Source organism: Stutzerimonas sp. VN223-3 (genome assembly GCF_045999685.1).
Taxonomy (GTDB): Bacteria; Pseudomonadota; Gammaproteobacteria; order Pseudomonadales; family Pseudomonadaceae; genus Stutzerimonas; species Stutzerimonas stutzeri_AR.
Genome location: NZ_RBEC01000003.1, coordinates 332,526 through 350,482, shown reverse-complemented (window position 1 = coordinate 350,482; position 17,957 = coordinate 332,526). Strand labels below are relative to the sequence as shown.

Genomic DNA, 17,957 nt, shown 5'->3' with positions numbered 1-17,957 from the left:
TGGATTCGATTGATCAAGCCTATCGGCAGCGGCTGCGTCCTGGCAATTATGCAGATATAATCCCGCGCTTGTGCCGGGCGGCTCGTTTGCCGTACGGGTAGAGCCGCGCTCTGATGCCGGTTGCTCACCTTTCAGCGCTGATGAGATCAATCAGGCCTGAGCGTTACTAAGCGCCGTCTGCCAGTCGCGAATCGAGCGACCCAACGAATTTCCAAGATACGAGAAGCGAACCCCACCATGATGCGCAGCCACTATTGCGGCCAGTTGAACGAAAGCCTGGACGGCCAGGAAATCACTCTTTGCGGTTGGGTCCATCGCCGCCGCGACCACGGCGGGGTCATTTTCCTCGACGTGCGTGATCGTGAAGGCATGGCGCAGGTGGTGTTCGATCCCGACCGCGCCGAGACGTTTTCAGCCGCCGACCGGGTGCGCAGCGAGTACGTCGTGAAGATCACTGGCAAGGTCCGCCTGCGCCCTGAAGGCGCGCGCAATCCGAACATGGCGTCCGGCGCCATCGAAGTGCTGGGTTATGAGCTGGAAGTGCTGAACGAGGCAGAAACCCCGCCGTTCCCGCTCAACGAATACAGCGATGTGGGCGAGGAAACTCGCCTGCGTTATCGCTTCATCGACCTGCGTCGCCCGGAAATGGCCGAGAAGCTCAAGCTGCGCTCGAGCATCACCACCAGCATTCGTCGCTATCTGGACGAGAACGGCTTTCTCGATGTCGAAACGCCGATCCTGACCCGCGCCACGCCGGAAGGCGCACGCGATTACCTCGTTCCCAGCCGCACCCATCCCGGTAGCTTCTTTGCATTGCCGCAGTCGCCGCAATTGTTCAAGCAGCTGCTGATGGTGGCCGGCTTCGATCGTTACTACCAGATCGCCAAGTGCTTCCGCGATGAAGACCTGCGTGCCGACCGCCAGCCGGAATTCACCCAGATCGACATTGAGACCAGCTTTCTCGATGAGTCGGACATCATCGGCATCACCGAAGGCATGGTGCGCAAGCTGTTCAAGGAAGTGCTGGGCGTCGAGTTCGGCGAATTCCCGCATATGCCGTTCGAAGAAGCCATGCGCCGCTATGGCTCGGACAAGCCGGACCTGCGCATTCCGCTGGAACTGGTCGACGTTGCCGATCAGCTGCAACAAGTCGAGTTCAAAGTATTCAGTGGCCCGGCCAATGATTCCAAGTGCCGTGTTGCCGCGCTTCGCGTGCCGGGCGGCGCGAGTATGCCTCGCAAGCAGATCGACGATTACACCAAGTTCGTCGGCATCTATGGCGCTAAGGGGCTGGCTTATATCAAGGTCAACGAGCGCGCCAAGGGCGTCGAAGGCCTGCAATCGCCCATCGTCAAGAACATCCCCGAAGCCAACCTCAACGCGATCCTCGATCGCGTGGGTGCGGTCGATGGCGACATCGTCTTCTTCGGCGCGGACAAGGCCAAGGTCGTTTCCGAGGCTCTGGGCGCGCTGCGTATCAAGCTGGGTCACGACCTCAATCTGTTGACCTGCGAATGGGCGCCGATGTGGGTCGTCGACTTCCCGATGTTCGAGGAAAACGACGACGGTTCGCTGTCTGCGCTGCACCATCCCTTCACTGCACCCAAGTGCAGCCCTGAAGAGCTGGAAGCTAATCCGGGCGCGGCGCTGTCGCGTGCCTACGACATGGTGCTCAACGGCACCGAGCTGGGCGGCGGTTCTATCCGTATCCACCGCAAGGACATGCAGCAGACCGTTTTCCGCATTCTGGGTATCGACGAGGCGGAGCAAAACGAGAAATTCGGCTTCCTGCTCGATGCGTTGAAGTATGGTGCGCCGCCGCACGGTGGTCTGGCCTTTGGTCTGGACCGCTTGGTGATGCTGATGACTGGCGCGCAGTCGATCCGCGAAGTGATTGCTTTCCCGAAAACCCAGAGCGCGGCGGACGTCATGACCCAGGCGCCGGGTGCGGTGGATACCAAGGCCCTGCGCGAGTTGCACATTCGCCTGCGCGAGCAACCTAAAGCCGAATAACCGCAGAGTCGGAGCCCAGGGAAACCTGGGCTTCTGCGTTACAGCAAGCAGATTGTTGAAAAACGTAGGCGAGGCAGGCAAGACGAGGCAAAAACAGTCGAAGAAGCGGAGTTTAGTTTTCTAAATGAGCATTCTGAGGCTGTTTTTAACGACGTATTGCCAACGCAGGTAGTTTTTTAATGACCTGCGAAAAGTTGATCAAAAGGGAGGCAGTTAATGGCTGGTCATTCCAAATGGGCCAACATCAAGCACCGCAAGGGGCGCCAGGACGCCAAGCGCGGCAAGATTTTCACCAAGCTCATTCGTGAGCTGACTGTCGCCGCCAAAAGTGGCGCAATTCCGGCGGATAACCCGCGCCTGCGCCTGGCGGTGGACAAGGCGCTGGTCGCCAACATGTCGCGTGACGTGATCGACCGCGCCATCGCTCGCGGCGCCGGCAATAACGAGGCTGACAATGTCGTCGAACTGAGCTACGAAGGTTACGCGCCCAGTGGCGTGGCCATCATTGTCGAAGCCATGACCGACAACCGCAACCGCACCGCGGCCGAAGTGCGTCATGCCTTCAGCAAGCACGGCGGCAACCTGGGCACCGATGGCTCGGTCGCCTACATGTTCGATCGCAAAGGCCAGATCAGCTTTGCCGCGGGCGTGGACGAGGATGCGCTGATGGAGGCTGCGCTGGAAGCCGGTGCCGATGATGTGGAAATGGGCGAGGACGGCTCGGCGCTGGTCTCCACCAGCTTTGCCGATTTCCATGCCGTCAACGAGGCGCTGAGCGCCGCTGGCTTCAAGGGCGAGGAGGCGGAAATCGCCATGATCCCCTCGATTGCCGCACCGCTCGCCGATTTGGAAACCGCGCAGAAGGTGCTGCGTCTGATCGATGCGCTGGAAGATCTGGACGACGTGCAGAACGTCTATCACAACGCCGAGATTCCAGATGAGATTATGGAGCAGCTGGACTGATTCGTTGCGCAGCGGTCAGAAGCCGGAAGCTGCCCTCGGGACTTCCGACTTTTTGTTGATTTGGTCATGGCGTCTGGTTATGTCGCTGGTCGTCGCGTAACGGGCTCCTTATACTGGTGCCTGGATAAATAGACAGTATGGCGGTTGCATGACGCTTATCCTGGGCATCGACCCCGGTTCACGAATTACCGGCTACGGCGTAGTGCGGGATAATGGTCGCAACTGCGAATATGTAGCGTCCGGTTGTATTCGCACCGGCAGCGGTGAACTCTCAGAGCGCCTGCAGGCGGTATTCACTGGCGTTAGCGAAGTGATTCGTCTGCACGGTCCGGTAACCATGGGTATCGAGCAGGTATTCATGGCGCGCAATGCGGACTCCGCGCTCAAGCTGGGGCAGGCTCGTGGCGCCGCGATCGTAGCCGCCGCGGAGCAGGGTCTGGAGATTGCCGAGTACACCGCCACGCAGGTTAAGCAGGCGATTGCGGGAACCGGAGGGGCCGACAAGCAGCAGGTGCAGATGATGGTGATGCACTTGTTGAAATTGACCCAGAAGCCGCAGATCGACGCATCCGACGCCCTGGCGATTGCGTTGTGCCATGCGCACCACCGCCAGAGCCTGATTCCACATGGTCTGGCCGGTGCCAAGCGAAGAGGCGGGCGCCTGCGGCTGTAATCATCGTCCCGGCGCTGCGTCGGGGTAAAGAACAATCCGACCCGCCCAAAAGTCGTCGGTCGAACGAGGACGCATCAATGATTGGACGCTTGCGCGGCACCCTGACAGAAAAGCAGCCCCCTTATCTGATTCTGGATGTTAATGGCGTTGGCTATGAAGTTGAGGTGCCCATGACCACCTTGTATCGCCTGCCTTCGATAGGTGAGCCGGTTACGCTTCACACTCATCTCGTGGTGCGCGAAGACGCACATCTGCTGTACGGTTTTGCTGAAAAGCGCGACCGTGAACTGTTTCGTGAGTTGATTCGGCTCAACGGCGTAGGGCCGAAACTAGCGCTGGCGCTTATGTCGGGGCTTGAGGTGGATGAGCTGGTGCGCTGCGTCCAGGCGCAGGACACCTCGGTATTGGTGAAAATTCCCGGTGTGGGCAAGAAAACCGCCGAGCGTTTGCTGGTTGAACTCAAGGATCGTTTCAAAGCCTGGGAAACCATACCATCCATCGCGACCTTGGTGGTGGAACGCCCCGGATCTGTGGCAGTCTCAAGCGCCGAGAACGACGCAGTCAGCGCACTGATCTCGCTCGGTTTCAAGCCGCAAGAGGCCAGCCGTGCCGTATCCGCAGTACAGGAAGATGATTTGAGCAGTGAAGACCTGATCCGCCGTGCACTCAAGGGAATGGTCTAGTGATCGAAGCTGATCGCCTGATTACCGCCACCGGTCGCGACCGCGAAGAGCAATTCGATCGTGCTATCCGTCCGCTGAGTCTGGCCGACTATATTGGTCAACCGGTCGTTCGCGAGCAAATGGACCTGTTCATCCGCGCCGCGCGTGGGCGCAGCGAAGCGCTCGATCACACCTTGATCTTCGGTCCGCCGGGGCTCGGCAAGACTACGTTGGCCAATATCATCGCGCAGGAAATGGGCGTCTCGATCAAGAGTACGTCGGGGCCGGTGCTCGAGCGCCCCGGAGATCTCGCAGCGTTGCTGACCAACCTGGAAGAGGGTGACGTTCTATTCGTGGACGAGATCCACCGGTTGTCTCCCATCGTCGAAGAAGTGTTGTATCCGGCGATGGAGGATTTCCAGCTAGACATCATGATCGGCGAAGGCCCAGCTGCGCGTTCAATCAAACTCGATCTGCCGCCGTTCACTCTGGTCGGCGCGACGACGCGGGCCGGTATGCTGACCAATCCACTGCGTGATCGTTTCGGTATCGTGCAGCGATTGGAGTTCTACTCCACTCCGGACCTGGCGACAATCGTCAGCCGGTCAGCAGGCATCCTTGGGCTGGCTGTCGAGGCCGAAGGTGCTTTCGAAATCGCTCGTCGTGCCCGCGGCACGCCGCGCATCGCCAACCGACTGCTACGTCGGGTGCGGGATTTTGCTCAGGTTCGTGGTAACGGCGAAATCACCCGGAGTACAGCCGATCTCGCGCTGAACATGCTCGACGTAGACGAGCGCGGTCTGGATCATCAAGACCGACGGTTGTTGCTGACAATGATCGAAAAATTCGATGGCGGCCCAGTCGGCCTCGATAATCTGGCTGCCGCAATAAGCGAGGAGCGCCACACTATCGAAGACGTACTCGAGCCCTATCTGATCCAACAGGGCTACATCATGCGCACGCCGCGTGGGCGGGTGGTCACTCGCCATGCCTATCTGCATTTCGGTCTGAACCTGCCGAAACGCATGGGCGATTCGCCAGTAGCCGACCTGTTCAGCGGCGACACAGAGTGACAAAAATTTTGTTCTTACACCTGATTGGCATTTGCAGGGCCTGGCACTAGTATGCGCGCGGAATCACATGCTCAACCGTTCACTCATCCTTGTCGCGTCTATTACGAAGACACCGATGCTGGCGGCATCGTTTATTACGTCAATTACCTCAAATTCATGGAACGGGCTCGCACCGAACGGTTACGCAGCCTGGGCTTCGCCCAGTCGCAGCTGGTTGGTGAAGATCTGCTTTTCGTCGTGCATTCCAGCGAAGCGCGTTATCACGCGCCGGCACGGCTTGATGATGAGCTGCTGGTGACTGCCGAAGTGGTGGAAATCAAGCGCGCAAGCCTTCGTTTCAAACAGCAGGTGCGGCGAGCAAAGGATGATCTGCTGCTCTGCGAAGGGCAGTTCGTGGTGGCCTGTGTGCGCACCGAGAGTTTGAAACCCCGCCCCATTCCCGAAGCGCTGCGTGCAGCCTTCGCCGGGTCGGGTCTACCCCCAGCAGGAGAGTAAGCGTGGAAGCCAACGTCGATCATATGTCCATGTGGAGCCTGATCAGCAACGCCAGCTTTGTGGTTCAGTTGGTCATGTTGATCTTGGTGGGCGCCTCGGTGACATCATGGATTCTAATTTTCCAGCGCGGCAACATGCTACGTGCTGCCAAGCGTTCGCTCGATACCTTCGAAGAGCGTTTCTGGTCGGGTATCGACCTGTCCAAGCTCTACCGTCAGGCCGGCAGCAATCCTGATCCGGATTCAGGCGTCGAGCAGATTTTTCGTGCCGGCTTCAAGGAGTTCTCTCGTTTGCGTCAGCAACAGGGTGTCGATCCGGATGCGGTCATGGATGGTGTCAACCGCGCCATGCGCGTAGCGATTTCTCGCGAGGAAGAGAAGCTCGAGCAGAGCCTGCCATTTCTCGCCACTGTTGGCTCCACCAGTCCCTACATCGGTCTGTTCGGTACGGTCTGGGGCATCATGAACTCGTTTCGCGGTTTGGCGCAGGTTCAGCAGGCGACCCTGGCGACTGTGGCTCCGGGCATTGCTGAAGCACTGATTGCCACGGCAATCGGCCTTTTCGCCGCGATTCCAGCTGTCATTGCCTATAACCGTTTCTCTGCGCGTGGCGAAATGCTCGTCGGTCGTTACTACACCTTCGCCGATGAGTTCCAGGCGATCCTTCATCGCAAAGTTCACACCACCGAAGATTGAGGCCCGCTGGCCATGGCAAGAATTCGCAAAAGACGCAAACCTGTCGCCGAGATGAACGTGGTGCCGTACATCGACGTGATGCTGGTGCTGCTGGTGATCTTCATGGTGACCGCCCCGATGCTCAACCAGGGCGTGAAGGTCGATCTGCCGAAAGTCAGTAGCGAAGTTTTACCTCAGGATAACGACGCTCAGGTACTGACTATTTCGATCAAGGCAGACAAAACCTACTACTGGAACATCGGCAGCGAGGTGGATACCGAGACGGTGCAGGATCAGGCGTTGACGCTGGACGAAATGACCAAGGCGGTCACCGCAATCATGAATCAGAACCGCAGTCAGGGTAAGCAAGTACAAGTATTCGTGCGCGGCGACAAGGCGGTGGATTACGGTTCGGTGATGTCCGCCATGGGCGGTCTGCAGGAAGCGGGTGTCGGTAACGTCGGTCTGATTACCGAGGCGCCTTGATGCAAAAGTTGGATCGTTCGCGCTCGGAGAGTTACTACTGGCCAACCATTCTGGCGGTTGGGCTGCATATCATCATATTTGGGATGCTCTTCGTCAGCTTTGCCATGACGCCGGAGCTACCGCCGTCCAAGCCGTTCGTCCAGGCGACGCTGTATCAGCTCAAGTCGCAAAGCCAAGCAAAAACCCAGACCAACCAGAAAATCGCTGGCGAGGCGCAGAAAACTGCAGCCAAGCAGTACGAAGTCGAGCAGATGGAGCAGCGCAAGGTCGAGCAGCAGAAGCAAGCCGCAGCCAAAGCCGCGGAACAAAAGAAGGCTGATGAGGTTCGAAAGGCCGAAGCAGCGAAGGCCGAAGCAGCCAAGAAAGCGGACGAGGTCAAGAGGGCGGCCGAGCAGAAAAAACAGGCGGACATCGCCAAAAAGAAAGCAGCTGACGAGGCCGCCAAGAAGAAAGCTGCAGAAGAGGCGAAGAAGAAGGCTGCCGAAGCTGCGAAGAAAAAAGCGGCGGAAGAGGCCAAGAAAAAGGCTGCGGCGGAAGCTGCGAAGAAAAAGGCTGCCGAAGAAGCGAAGAAAAAAGCGGCAGCGGAATCGGCACGCAAGGCTGCAGAAGATAGAAAAGCGCAGGCGCTTGCCGAGTTGCTATCCGAAGATACCGAACGGCAGCAGGCCATGGCCGATACTCAAGGCGATCAGACTTCCGGCAACTTCGATGATTTGATCCGCATGCGGGCGGCAGAGGGTTGGACCCGGCCGCCGTCGGCCAGGAACAACATGTCGGTCTCGCTGCGGGTCAATATGCTGCCGGACGGGACCATCACCGCTGTGAGTGTTTCACGATCGAGCGGTGATGCGCCGTTCGATAATTCCGCGGTAGCTGCAGTGAAGAATATCGGTCGGCTGACCGAAATGCAGGGTCTTTCTGCTCAGGAGTTCCAGCCGTACCGCTCGTTCACGATGACATTTACGCCTGAGGATCTTGCGTTGTGATCAATTACTTTCGAGGTTTTATCGTCCTTCTGTTCTTCGTGCTGGGCAACGCCGTAGCTCAGGAGAAGAATATCGTCGTCACCAGTGGTGCCGATCGTGCGATTCCCATCGCCGTGGTGCCGTTCGGCTGGCAGGGCGGTAGCGTTTTGCCGGAAGACATGGCCGATATTATCGGTAACGACATGCGTAATTCTGGCCTATTCCAACCAATCCCCAAGCAAAACATGATCAGCATGCCAACCCGCGGCAGCGAGATCATTTTTCGTGACTGGAAGGCGCTGGGCGCTCAGTACGTTATGGTGGGCAATATCGAGCCATCCGGTGGCAAGCTGCAGATTCGTTACGAGGTCTTTAACGTGACCACCGAGCAGTCGGTAATGAGCGGCACTGTCGGTGGTGGCCAGGACCAACTGCGCGACATGGCACACTACGCAGCTGATCAGGCTTTCGAAAAGCTCACAGGGATTAAGGGAGCGTTCTCCACGCGTCTACTCTATGTCACCGTCGAACGTCTCGGTGGTGCTAACACGCGCTACACCCTTCAGCGGTCCGACTATGATGGGGCGCGTGCAGTGACGTTGCTGCAGTCGCGTGAACCGATTCTGTCACCGCGTTATTCGCCCGATGGCCGTCGTATCGCCTACGTCTCGTTCGAGCAGAAACGTCCACGTATTTTCATGCAGCATATCGATACCGGTCGCCGCGAGCAGATCACCAATTTCGAAGGGCTTAACGGTGCTCCGGCGTTTTCGCCCGACGGCAATCGCCTGGCGTTCGTGCTGTCGAAGGATGGCAATCCGGAGATCTATGTAATGGATTTAGGGTCCCGCCAACTGCAGCGGCTGACCAATCATTATGCGATCGATACGGAGCCTTTCTGGGGTGCTGACGGTCAAACGATCTACTTCACCTCGGATCGCGCTGGTAAACCTCAGATCTACAAGCAGCGCCTCGGTGGCAATAATGCCGAACGTGTTACGTTCATTGGTAACTACAATGCCAATCCGAAGCTTTCTGCAGACGAGAAGACGCTGGTGATGATCCATCGCCAAGAGGGCTATACCAATTTCAAGGTGGCGGCACAGGACCTGCAGCGCGGCACTTTGCGGCTACTCTCCGAAACGAGTTTAGATGAGTCGCCCACTGTTGCGCCTAATGGCACCATGCTAATCTACGCGACCCGCCAGCAGGGCCGGGGAGTCTTGATGCTCGTATCAATCAATGGTCGAGTTAGGCTCCCGCTTCCTACTGCTCAAGGCGAAGTCCGTGAGCCATCGTGGTCCCCTTACCTGAACTGATGCGGTATCAACGCTTTACCTAACCAAAAACACACTGGGGTTGTTACACATGGAAATGCTGAAATTCGGTAAGTTCGCTGCGCTGACTCTAGCTATGGCCGTAGCTGTTGGTTGTTCGTCCAAGGGTGGCGACGATTCTGGCGAAGGCTCGACTGCTATTGATCCGAACGCTGGCTATGGTGCGGACAGTGGTGCCGTCGACGGCAGCATGAGCAGCGAAGAAGCCGCTCTGCGCGCCATCACCACTTTCTACTTCGAATACGACAGCTCCGATCTGAAGCCGGAAGCCATGCGCGCTCTGGACGTCCATGCCAAGGACCTGCAGTCCGCTGGTAACCGTGTCGTACTGGAAGGCCACACCGACGAGCGTGGTACTCGCGAGTACAACATGGCTCTGGGCGAGCGTCGCTCCAAGGCCGTGCAGCGCTACCTGGTTCTGCAGGGCGTCTCTCCTGCTCAGCTGGAGCTGGTTTCCTACGGTGAAGAGCGTCCAGTTGCCATGGGCAATGACGAGCAATCCTGGGCTCAGAACCGTCGCGTTGAACTGCGTAAGTAATTAGCCATGCTCAAGCATCGTTATGTTCTGACGCTTATTGCGCTTGGTCTGCCGCTTTTTGCGGCTGCTCAGGTCCCAGTGGTTGATTATGACTCGCAAGCCCAAAGTGGTACGCCCGAGTCGGGTTATTCCTCTGGAGCAGATAATGGCGGTGCCTATGCCGGGGGCGGGGCAGCAGCTCCGTCTTCGGCGCAGGGTATGCTCTTCGTTCATCTGCAACAGATGCAGGAAGAGATCGCGCAATTGCGCGGCATGCTCGAAGTGCAACAGAACGAGATCCAGCGCCTGAAACAGGAAGGTCTGGAGCGTTATCAGAATTTGGACAGTCGCTTGTCGAACGTCGTATCGGGCGGATCGGCTAGGCAGGATTCTTCAGCTGCGGGTGGCAATGCCACCGGCGGCTCAGCGCAGGCGCCTTCAGGTGCTTCAGCACAAGATGCGGCGAGTAATCAATCAGCTGACCCTGAAAAGGAAAAGCTGTATTACGACGCTGCCTTTGATCTGATCAAGGCGAAGGATTTCGATAAAGCCAGTCAGGCTTTCGCCGCATTTCTGCGTAAATACCCCAGCAGTCCTTACGCTGGTAACGCGCAGTACTGGTTAGGTGAAGTGAACCTCGCCAAGGGTGATTTGCAGGGCGCAGGCCAGGCGTTCGCCAAGGTCAGTCAAGCGTATCCGCAGCACAACAAGGTGCCGGATTCGCTGTACAAGCTTGCAGATGTCGAGGTACGCCTGGGAAATCGTGACAAGGCCAACGGGATTCTCCGCCAAGTCATTGCCGACTACCCAAACAGTTCGGCAGCGCAGTTGGCTCAACGCCAACTGAGTCGATAACCCGATCTCGGCCTTAGTGAACAAAACCCGCCCATCGGCGGGTTTTTTCGTTAGAATCGCTGCCCCTTTTCCCGCAACGGAGGCGGATGGCCTGTTTAGCCGTCACGCCCGTGGCTGATATGCATCATACCCTGCGAATTTCCGAGATTTTTTACTCGCTGCAGGGGGAGACGCGTACCAGTGGTCTGCCCACTGTATTCGTCCGCCTGACCGGCTGTCCCCTGCGCTGTCAATACTGCGATACCGCCTACGCATTCAGTGGTGGCGAGATCATGTCGATCGAGGCCATTCTCGAGCGAGTTGCTTCTTATAAGCCTCGCTACGTCTGTGTTACCGGTGGCGAGCCGCTTGCTCAACCGAATTGTGTGCCGTTGCTGCAGCGTTTCTGCGACGCCGGCTACGAGGTGTCGTTGGAAACCAGTGGTGCACTGGATATTTCCACGACGGATGAGCGGGTGAGTCGGGTGGTTGACTTGAAAACCCCGGGCTCGGCAGAGGTAAGTCGCAATCTCTACGAGAATATCGGCTACTTGACGCGCAACGACCAGGTGAAATTTGTCATTTGTTCGCGTGACGACTACGACTGGGCGGTATCTAAACTTATCGAATACCGGCTGGATGACCGCGCTGGCGAGGTGCTATTTTCGCCTAGCCATGGACAGATCGATGCGCGCGCGTTGGCCGACTGGATCGTCAACGACAATCTCCCGGTGCGACTGCAGCTTCAGCTGCACAAGATCCTCTGGAACGACGCGCCCGGCCACTGATACCAATCCGGAGCTCGCAGGATGTTCCGGTGTATTCGATAGGTAATGCAATGACTGATAAGAAAGCCGTGATCCTTCTCTCCGGCGGGCTCGACTCTGCGACCGTGGTCGCGATGGCAAAGGCGCAAGGATACGCCTGCTACACCATGAGCTTCGATTATGGCCAGCGCCACCGCGCGGAGCTCCAGGCGGCAGAGCGAGTCGCGCGCCAGTTGGGTGTGGTCGAACATAAAGTGATTGGCATGAATCTCAATGGCATAGGAGGTTCTGCGCTGACCGATAGCAATATTGCGGTGCCTGAAGAAATGGGTGAGGGGATACCGGTAACCTACGTACCGGCTCGCAACACGGTATTTCTCTCTTTGGCGCTGGGTTGGGCTGAGGTGCTCGGTGCGCGAGATATCTTCATCGGGGTGAACGCTGTCGATTACTCCGGTTATCCCGATTGTCGTCCGGAGTTCATCGATGCGTTCGAACGCATGGCTAATCTTGCGACCAAGGCTGGAGTACAAGGGCAAGGCTTTGCCATCCGCGCGCCGTTGCAGAATCTCAGCAAGGCGGAAATCGTTCAGACCGGTGTTCGGCTAGGCGTCGATTACGCCATGACGGTTTCTTGCTACCAGGCTGATGAGGATGGTCGTGCCTGTGGTAAATGCGACAGTTGCCGCCTGCGCGCAGCCGGCTTTGAAGAGGCCGGTATCGTAGATTCGACTCGCTATCGCTAAAGCGGATGTAAAAATGGTTGATTTAATCAATCAAATCAGTATCATGCGCTCCGCATTGGGTCGTTAGCTCAGTTGGTAGAGCAGTTGGCTTTTAACCAATTGGTCGTAGGTTCGAATCCCACACGACCCACCATATTCTCCTAGTGAGAACAAAACCGGAGGCCGAAAGGTCATCCGGTTTTTTTATGTCTTGGAACTCTGCCGAAAAGCAAAACGATTTAATCGCTCAGCTATAAACACCCGTTTCTCTACGACCTTTGTCTGGGACTGGCGCGAGATAGAACGTAATAGACTTTGACCTCCCGATTTTCCGTTGGTTTGAGGCTCAAATGTATTCTGATCGCATCCGCTTGTCCTCCCTGCAGAGCAAGGTCATGAGCGCCCATGAGGCCGCTACTCTTATTCACGACGGCATGACTGTCGGCATGAGCGGCTTTACCCGTGCGGGCGAGGCCAAAGCAGTGCCCCTTGCATTGATCGACCGCGCAAAGGACGAGAAGCTGAAGATCAGCCTGATCACCGGCGCCAGCCTGGGTAATGATCTGGACGGAAAGATGGCTGCAGCTGGCCTGCTGGCCCGTCGTGGGCCGTTCCAGGCGGATGCCGTCCTGCGCAAGGCGATCAACCAGGGCGAGGTCATGTTCATTGATCAGCATCTTTCTCACACCGTCGAGCAGATGCGTAACCATCAGATCAAGCGTCCTGATGTCACCATCATCGAGGCCGTGAGCATCACCGAACAGGGCCATATCGTCCCGACTACCTCGGTAGGCAACTCAGCCAACTTGGCCGTATTCGCCGACAAGATAATCATCGAGCTGAACCTGGCGCACAACCCCAACCTGGAAGGTCTGCATGACATCTACTTCCCAGGCGAGCGCCCGGCCCGTGGACCGATCCCGCTGACCAAGGTAGACGATCGTATCGGCACTCCGGCCATTCCGGTTGATCCTGCGAAGATCGCTGCCATCGTCATTACCGAACAGCCGGACTCCTACTCCACTGTTACTCCGGCCGATGACGAAACCCAAGCAATCGCCAACCACCTGGTTGAATTTTTCAAGAAGGAAGTCGCCGCTGGTCGTATGCCGAAGAACCTCGGTCCGATGCAGGTTGGTATCGGCAACATCGCCAACGCCGTAGTGTGCGGTCTGATTGATTCCCCGTTCGAAGATCTGGTGATGTACTCCGAAGTGCTGCAGGACTGCACGTTCGAGCTGATCGACGCTGGCAAGATGAAGTTTGCGTCGGGCTGCTCCATTACTCTTTCCGAGCGCTGCAACGATCGCGTGTTCGGCAACCTGGAGAAATACAAGGACAAGCTGGTGCTGCGTCCTCAGGAAATCTCCAACCATCCGGAGCTGGTGCGTCGTCTAGGTATTGTGGGTATCAATACCGCATTGGAGTTCGATATCTACGGCAACGTCAACTCGACGCACGTCGGTGGCACCAAGATGATGAACGGCATCGGTGGCTCCGGTGACTTCGCACGTAACGCGCATATGGCTATCTTTGTGACCAAGTCGATCGCTAAGGGCGGCAATATCTCCAGCGTCGTACCAATGGTTGCGCACGTGGACCACACCGAGCACGACGTGGAAATTCTGGTTACCGAGCAGGGACTGGCGGATCTGCGTGGTCTGGCGCCGCGCGAGCGGGCACGCGTGATCATCGATAATTGTGTGCATCCGTCCTACCGTGATGCGTTGAACCAGTACTTCGAAGGCGCCTGTGATAGAGGTGGTCAGACTCCGCATATGCTGCGTGAGGCCATGAACTGGCACATCAATCTGGAAGAACGCGGTCATATGCTCAAAGACGCATGATCGAAATAACCGCCGGCGATTGCCGGCGGTTTCTTTTGCAATGACGATTTTTGACTGAGCGCAATCGAGCCTGTGTTTAACGCCGCATAGCCGAGCGCAGCAGCTTTTCACATCGTCTGAATGCTGATGGTTTTGTTTCGGGCCACGCAAGGGCGTAGCCTGCCTATCCCTCGCTTCCCCTTTTGCAGATGCTTCGGCTAGTATTCCTGCCCCCTTGAACGGGCAGGGCGATGTCGGTCTGCGTGCCGCGCTGCATCCTTCTCTTGCCTCGTCCGATATGGCCGGTTGACCGAGTTATACTCGGCCATTTCATGCAATAACGTGTTTTGTAGGACCCGCGAACCATGACGCAGATACCCGAACGCATTCTTGTGCAGGCTCATTTGGCGGCCAAGCAACCCAAGCCGCTCTCGTCCGAGCAGGAAGCGCAGTTGCGCAGCGATATTGCTGTCGAGCTGAAGAGGCAGAATGCGGTGCTCGTGGCGCATTACTACACCGATCCGGTAATCCAGGCGCTGGCCGAGGAAACTGGAGGTTGTGTCTCCGATTCGCTGGAGATGGCTCGGTTCGGCAATGAGCATTCGGCGAAGACGGTGGTTGTCGCCGGCGTCAAGTTCATGGGTGAGACGGCGAAAATTCTCAATCCTGAAAAGCGGGTGCTGATGCCCACTCTGGACGCAACCTGTTCGCTGGATCTCGGCTGTCCCGTGGCGGAATTCTCGGCGTTCTGTGATCAGCATCCAGAACGCACCGTGGTTGTCTATGCCAACACATCGGCGGCGGTTAAGGCGCGGGCCGACTGGGTGGTTACATCGAGTTGCGCGCTAGAAATCGTTGAAAGCCTGATGGACAACGGCGAGAAGATTATCTGGGCGCCGGACAAGCACCTCGGCAGCTACGTGCAGCGCGAAACCGGTGCCGACATGCTGCTATGGGATGGCGCATGTATCGTCCATGAGGAATTCAAGGCTAAGCAGCTAGAAGACATGAAGGCATTGTATCCCGATGCCGCCGTTCTGGTTCACCCGGAATCGCCGGAAGCGGTGATCGCGCTGGCGGATGCGGTTGGCTCCACCAGTCAATTGATCAAGGCGGCGCAGACGATGGCGAATCCTACCTTTATCGTCGCCACCGACCGCGGCATCTTCTACAAGATGCAGCAGCTGTGTCCCGACAAGGCGTTTGTCGAGGCGCCCACTGCTGGTAGCGGTGCCGCCTGCCGCAGTTGTGCCCATTGCCCGTGGATGGCTATGAACACTCTGGAACGGACCCTGCATTGTCTGCGTACTGGCAGTAACGAGATTTTCGTTGATCCTGCACTAGTCCCGCGAGCGATCAAGCCTCTCAAGCGGATGCTGGACTTTACCCAGGCGGCGCGTATCAAACAGGCCGGTAACGCCTGATTCCTCGTGACACAGCGCGAGCTTTGCGCCTGTATTGCCTGCTTCGTTCATGCCTGATCGAAAGCGGCGCCTTGTTCGGCGCTGCTAAGTCTTAGCGCAACATCTCCTCGACCATTCGCTTCTCCTCGATCAATTCTTTCTGTCGGGCGTCGATACGTGCGGCTGTCTGGAAGTTGTTCGAGCGGCGTTTGGCAAAATCCAGCTGCTCAATCGCTTTGTCGTAATCGCCGACCAGCGCGAAGAATTCCGCGCGGCCTTGATGCAGGCCGATGATATTTCCGGTGAGGCCACGGATCTCTGAGACCTGGTACCAAATGTCCGGATCCGTGGGGCGGGTTGCGACCAGCTTGTCCAGTTCTCGCTCGGCCTCCTGCAGCTTGTTCTCCTTGATCAGCAGGTCAATGTGCGTCTGGCGCACTGGGTAACTGCTGGGGTACAGCTCGAGCAGGTGTTGGGTTCGTTCGCGTGCTGCGGTAAGGCGATTCGCGGTGATGTCCAGCTCGATCTGGGCAAGGTTGTAAGTGATGTCGTCCGGCTCCTTCTTCAGCAACGGTTGCAGGCTGGCGGCAGCCTCGTCGAGCTGACCGCTCTTGATCTGCGCCAACGCCAGCCCATAACGGGCAGCGTCGAGAGTCTCATCTTCGCTGAGCATGGCCCGGAAGCGCTTGGCGCTGAGCCCTGGTGTGCTTTCGAATTTCAGGTCCACTCGTGCGCGCATCAGTTGGTAACGCAGGCTGTCCTCAACTCCGCCCTCTGGATATTGCTCGGCGCGGTTCTTGGTGTCGGCGATGCGCGATTCGGTGACCGGGTGGGTGAGGAGGAACTCCGGCGGCTTCTGATCGTAGCGATACTGCCGCATCAGGCGACCGAACATCTCCGGCATCGCCCGCGGGTCGTAGCCGGCCCGTTCGAGATTTATGATGCCGATGCGGTCGGCTTCCTGTTCGTTCTGCCGGGAGAAGCGCCGCTGTGCCTGAATAGCGGCGGCCTGGGTCGAAAGAATCGCGGCGATACCCGCATCGCCCGCGCCGGCCGCTGCCGCGACTACCCCGGCGAGCATCGCCGCCATCAATGGCAGTTGCATGCGCTGCTGCGCTTCCAAGCCACGGGCAAAGTGACGTTGGGAGAGGTGCGCCAATTCGTGTGCCAGCACCGAGGCGTATTCGCTTTCGGTCTGCGCATGGAGAAACAACCCACCATTGACGCCGATGATGCCGCCCGGTGCGGCAAATGCGTTCAGCTGTGGGCTGTCGAGCAGTACGAATTCCAGGCGCCGATCCTGCAACTGGCTGGTCTCGGCCAAGCGATATACGCTGCGCTCCAAATAATCCTTGAGTAAAGGATCCGACAACTGCGGGACCTGGCCGCGCAGCAGACTGAGCCAGGCTCGGCCCAATTGATGTTCCTGTTCCGGCGAGACGATGCCAGAGCTGGAATCGCCGAGGGAGGGCAGATCATTGGCCATAGCCGGTTGCCCGATTAGGCACGCTAGCGTCAGCAGAGTAGGGCGCAGCAATTTCATCCAGACTGGCTCATCAAAGCAGGAACGCTACTGTAGCCTTGTGTCTGGGTAGCTGGCCAGGGCTGGGTGCAGCTCGGTATTCTGCGCCCCTTTTTGAGGAGATGATCATGACTGAACAGGGTACGCCCGGCGCTGCCTGCGACGCCGAGCTGGACGCGATTGGGCTGGACTGTCCGATGCCGCTGCTCAAGGCGAAACTGGAGCTTAATCGACTGAACAGCGGTCAGGTGCTGAAGATTACTGCGACGGACCCGGGCTCACAGCGGGATTTGCGCAGTTTTGCCAAGCTGGCCGGCCATGCGTTGCTGCATGAGGAGGTGGATGATGGGCTCTATCGTTACTGGCTGCGCAAGGCCTGAGAGCCGAAAAATACATGCTTAACAACGAGTTACCGCGGATCTGGTGGAATGGCAGTCTCTTTTGCTTCTACCCAAGGGTCGCCAGCAATCGGTGACTGGTCGAGCGGGTACCGAATATGATCTAAAACGAGAAAGGCCAGCTTTTTCGCCGGCCTTCTGCTTATTGCTGATGCAGCGCCTGAGCGGCCTGCAAAACGGCTTCGACATGCCCGGGAACCTTCACGCCTCGCCATTCCTGACGCAGGACGCCGTCGCTGTCGACAAGAAAGGTGCTGCGGTCTACGCCCATGTATTCCTTACCGTAGAGCTTTTTCAGCTTAATCACGTCGAAAAGTTGGCAGAGCTGTTCATCCTTGTCGCAGATGAGCTCAAACGGAAACGCTTGCTTGGCCTTGAAGTTTTCGTGAGTTTTCAGGCTGTCCCGCGAAATACCGAATACCAGCGTGTTGGCCGCGTTGAACGCTTCGTGCAGATCGCGAAACGTCTGGCCTTCGGTGGTGCAGCCCGGCGTGTTGTCCTTTGGGTAAAAGTAAAACACCACCTGCTTGCCCTTCAGCGTTTCGGGGCTGATCTGTTGCTCGCCGGTCGCCTGAGCCTGGAAGGATGGAACGGGTTGGTCGATTTCCACGGGCATCGGTTTCT

The 17,957-nt window shown here is 57.7% G+C and carries 19 protein-coding genes and 1 tRNA gene; 18 read left to right on the top strand and 2 right to left on the bottom strand.

Annotated features, from left to right (window positions below):
- The first annotated feature begins 237 nt into the window (after positions 1-237).
- The 17 genes from aspS (at position 238) to nadA (ending at position 15,434) form a co-directional block, all read left to right on the top strand.
- The gene (gene aspS, locus D7241_RS17480) at positions 238-2,013 is read left to right on the top strand and encodes an aspartate--tRNA ligase (protein ID WP_408102595.1); all 1,776 of its coding nucleotides are present in this window, start codon (positions 238-240) and stop codon (positions 2,011-2,013) included.
- 216 nt (positions 2,014-2,229) lie between these two features.
- The gene (locus tag D7241_RS17475) at positions 2,230-2,976 is read left to right on the top strand and encodes a YebC/PmpR family DNA-binding transcriptional regulator (protein WP_255978962.1); all 747 of its coding nucleotides are present in this window, start codon (positions 2,230-2,232) and stop codon (positions 2,974-2,976) included.
- A gap of 148 nt (positions 2,977-3,124) precedes the next feature.
- Positions 3,125-3,649, top strand: a complete 525-nt coding sequence (gene ruvC / locus D7241_RS17470; RefSeq protein ID WP_255978960.1) for a crossover junction endodeoxyribonuclease RuvC — start codon at positions 3,125-3,127, stop codon at positions 3,647-3,649.
- A 77-nt stretch (positions 3,650-3,726) separates the two neighbouring features.
- Positions 3,727-4,332: a Holliday junction branch migration protein RuvA gene (gene ruvA, locus D7241_RS17465; RefSeq protein ID WP_408102594.1), complete on the top strand. Its 606-nt coding sequence runs from the start codon at positions 3,727-3,729 to the stop codon at positions 4,330-4,332.
- On the top strand, positions 4,332-5,384 hold the full coding sequence (gene ruvB / locus D7241_RS17460; protein ID WP_408102593.1) for a Holliday junction branch migration DNA helicase RuvB: 1,053 nt from the start codon (positions 4,332-4,334) through the stop codon (positions 5,382-5,384). Before ruvA ends, ruvB begins: the two co-directional genes overlap by 1 nt.
- Before the next feature lie 51 nt (positions 5,385-5,435).
- Positions 5,436-5,879 carry a tol-pal system-associated acyl-CoA thioesterase gene (gene ybgC, locus D7241_RS17455; RefSeq protein ID WP_408102592.1) on the top strand — a complete coding sequence of 148 codons (444 nt, stop codon included), beginning with the start codon at positions 5,436-5,438 and terminating at the stop codon, positions 5,877-5,879.
- A gap of 2 nt (positions 5,880-5,881) precedes the next feature.
- The gene (tolQ, locus tag D7241_RS17450; protein ID WP_408102591.1) at positions 5,882-6,574 is read left to right on the top strand and encodes a protein TolQ; all 693 of its coding nucleotides are present in this window, start codon (positions 5,882-5,884) and stop codon (positions 6,572-6,574) included.
- Positions 6,575-6,586: 12 nt separating this feature from the next.
- Positions 6,587-7,039: a protein TolR gene (tolR, locus tag D7241_RS17445; RefSeq protein WP_255978950.1), complete on the top strand. Its 453-nt coding sequence runs from the start codon at positions 6,587-6,589 to the stop codon at positions 7,037-7,039.
- Complete coding sequence (gene tolA, locus D7241_RS17440) at positions 7,039-8,025, top strand: cell envelope integrity protein TolA (RefSeq protein ID WP_408102590.1); 987 nt, start codon at positions 7,039-7,041, stop codon at positions 8,023-8,025. The genes tolR and tolA overlap by 1 nt, the downstream gene beginning before the upstream one ends.
- Positions 8,022-9,323, top strand: coding sequence for a Tol-Pal system beta propeller repeat protein TolB (tolB, locus tag D7241_RS17435; protein WP_408102589.1), 1,302 nt, complete (start codon positions 8,022-8,024; stop codon positions 9,321-9,323). Before tolA ends, tolB begins: the two co-directional genes overlap by 4 nt.
- A 49-nt stretch (positions 9,324-9,372) precedes the next feature.
- The gene (gene pal, locus D7241_RS17430) at positions 9,373-9,879 is read left to right on the top strand and encodes a peptidoglycan-associated lipoprotein Pal (protein WP_408102588.1); all 507 of its coding nucleotides are present in this window, start codon (positions 9,373-9,375) and stop codon (positions 9,877-9,879) included.
- A 6-nt stretch (positions 9,880-9,885) separates the two neighbouring features.
- Positions 9,886-10,713 (top strand): tol-pal system protein YbgF, encoded by an 828-nt coding sequence (gene ybgF / locus D7241_RS17425; protein WP_408102587.1) that lies wholly within the window; start codon positions 9,886-9,888, stop codon positions 10,711-10,713.
- Positions 10,714-10,832: 119 nt separating this feature from the next.
- Positions 10,833-11,480 carry a 7-carboxy-7-deazaguanine synthase QueE gene (gene queE, locus D7241_RS17420; protein WP_408102954.1) on the top strand — a complete coding sequence of 216 codons (648 nt, stop codon included), beginning with the start codon at positions 10,833-10,835 and terminating at the stop codon, positions 11,478-11,480.
- Between the two features lie 50 nt (positions 11,481-11,530).
- Complete coding sequence (queC, locus tag D7241_RS17415) at positions 11,531-12,205, top strand: 7-cyano-7-deazaguanine synthase QueC (protein ID WP_255978940.1); 675 nt, start codon at positions 11,531-11,533, stop codon at positions 12,203-12,205.
- A gap of 57 nt (positions 12,206-12,262) precedes the next feature.
- A tRNA-Lys gene (locus D7241_RS17410) sits at positions 12,263-12,338 on the top strand.
- 196 nt (positions 12,339-12,534) lie between these two features.
- The gene (locus D7241_RS17405) at positions 12,535-14,031 is read left to right on the top strand and encodes an acetyl-CoA hydrolase/transferase family protein (protein ID WP_408102586.1); all 1,497 of its coding nucleotides are present in this window, start codon (positions 12,535-12,537) and stop codon (positions 14,029-14,031) included.
- Positions 14,032-14,375: 344 nt separating this feature from the next.
- On the top strand, positions 14,376-15,434 hold the full coding sequence (nadA, locus tag D7241_RS17400; RefSeq protein WP_255978936.1) for a quinolinate synthase NadA: 1,059 nt from the start codon (positions 14,376-14,378) through the stop codon (positions 15,432-15,434).
- A gap of 91 nt (positions 15,435-15,525) precedes the next feature.
- On the opposite strand, the gene D7241_RS17395 is transcribed toward nadA, so the two are convergent.
- Entirely contained in the window at positions 15,526-16,956 is a 1,431-nt protein-coding gene (locus D7241_RS17395; RefSeq protein ID WP_255978934.1) for a M48 family metalloprotease, read from the bottom strand.
- 107 nt (positions 16,957-17,063) lie between these two features.
- On the opposite strand from D7241_RS17395, the gene D7241_RS17390 reads away from it, so the two are divergent.
- Positions 17,064-17,315 (top strand): sulfurtransferase TusA family protein, encoded by a 252-nt coding sequence (locus tag D7241_RS17390; protein WP_408102585.1) that lies wholly within the window; start codon positions 17,064-17,066, stop codon positions 17,313-17,315.
- Between the two features lie 160 nt (positions 17,316-17,475).
- Here the strand turns inward: D7241_RS17390 and D7241_RS17385 are convergent, their stop codons facing one another.
- Entirely contained in the window at positions 17,476-17,949 is a 474-nt protein-coding gene (locus D7241_RS17385) for a peroxiredoxin (protein ID WP_255978930.1), read from the bottom strand.
- Positions 17,950-17,957: the final 8 nt, after the last annotated feature.

Bases quoted from the DNA above. Each gene is read 5' to 3' on its own strand.
- D7241_RS17475 (WP_255978962.1), top strand. From the start codon at position 2,230: ATGGCTGGTCATTCCAAATGGGCCAACATCAAGCACCGCAAGGGGCGC.
- nadA (WP_255978936.1), top strand. From the start codon at position 14,376: ATGACGCAGATACCCGAACGCATTCTTGTGCAGGCTCATTTGGCGGCC.
- D7241_RS17390 (WP_408102585.1), top strand. From the start codon at position 17,064: ATGACTGAACAGGGTACGCCCGGCGCTGCCTGCGACGCCGAGCTGGAC.
- ruvA (WP_408102594.1), top strand. From the start codon at position 3,727: ATGATTGGACGCTTGCGCGGCACCCTGACAGAAAAGCAGCCCCCTTAT.
- queE (WP_408102954.1), top strand. From the start codon at position 10,833: ATGCATCATACCCTGCGAATTTCCGAGATTTTTTACTCGCTGCAGGGG.
- aspS (WP_408102595.1), top strand. From the start codon at position 238: ATGATGCGCAGCCACTATTGCGGCCAGTTGAACGAAAGCCTGGACGGC.
- queC (WP_255978940.1), top strand. From the start codon at position 11,531: ATGACTGATAAGAAAGCCGTGATCCTTCTCTCCGGCGGGCTCGACTCT.
- D7241_RS17385 (WP_255978930.1), bottom strand. From the start codon at position 17,949: ATGCCCGTGGAAATCGACCAACCCGTTCCATCCTTCCAGGCTCAGGCG.
- ruvC (WP_255978960.1), top strand. From the start codon at position 3,125: ATGACGCTTATCCTGGGCATCGACCCCGGTTCACGAATTACCGGCTAC.
- D7241_RS17395 (WP_255978934.1), bottom strand. From the start codon at position 16,956: ATGAAATTGCTGCGCCCTACTCTGCTGACGCTAGCGTGCCTAATCGGG.
- tolA (WP_408102590.1), top strand. From the start codon at position 7,039: ATGCAAAAGTTGGATCGTTCGCGCTCGGAGAGTTACTACTGGCCAACC.
- tolR (WP_255978950.1), top strand. From the start codon at position 6,587: ATGGCAAGAATTCGCAAAAGACGCAAACCTGTCGCCGAGATGAACGTG.
- D7241_RS17405 (WP_408102586.1), top strand. From the start codon at position 12,535: ATGTATTCTGATCGCATCCGCTTGTCCTCCCTGCAGAGCAAGGTCATG.
- ybgF (WP_408102587.1), top strand. From the start codon at position 9,886: ATGCTCAAGCATCGTTATGTTCTGACGCTTATTGCGCTTGGTCTGCCG.
- pal (WP_408102588.1), top strand. From the start codon at position 9,373: ATGGAAATGCTGAAATTCGGTAAGTTCGCTGCGCTGACTCTAGCTATG.
- ybgC (WP_408102592.1), top strand. From the start codon at position 5,436: ATGCGCGCGGAATCACATGCTCAACCGTTCACTCATCCTTGTCGCGTC.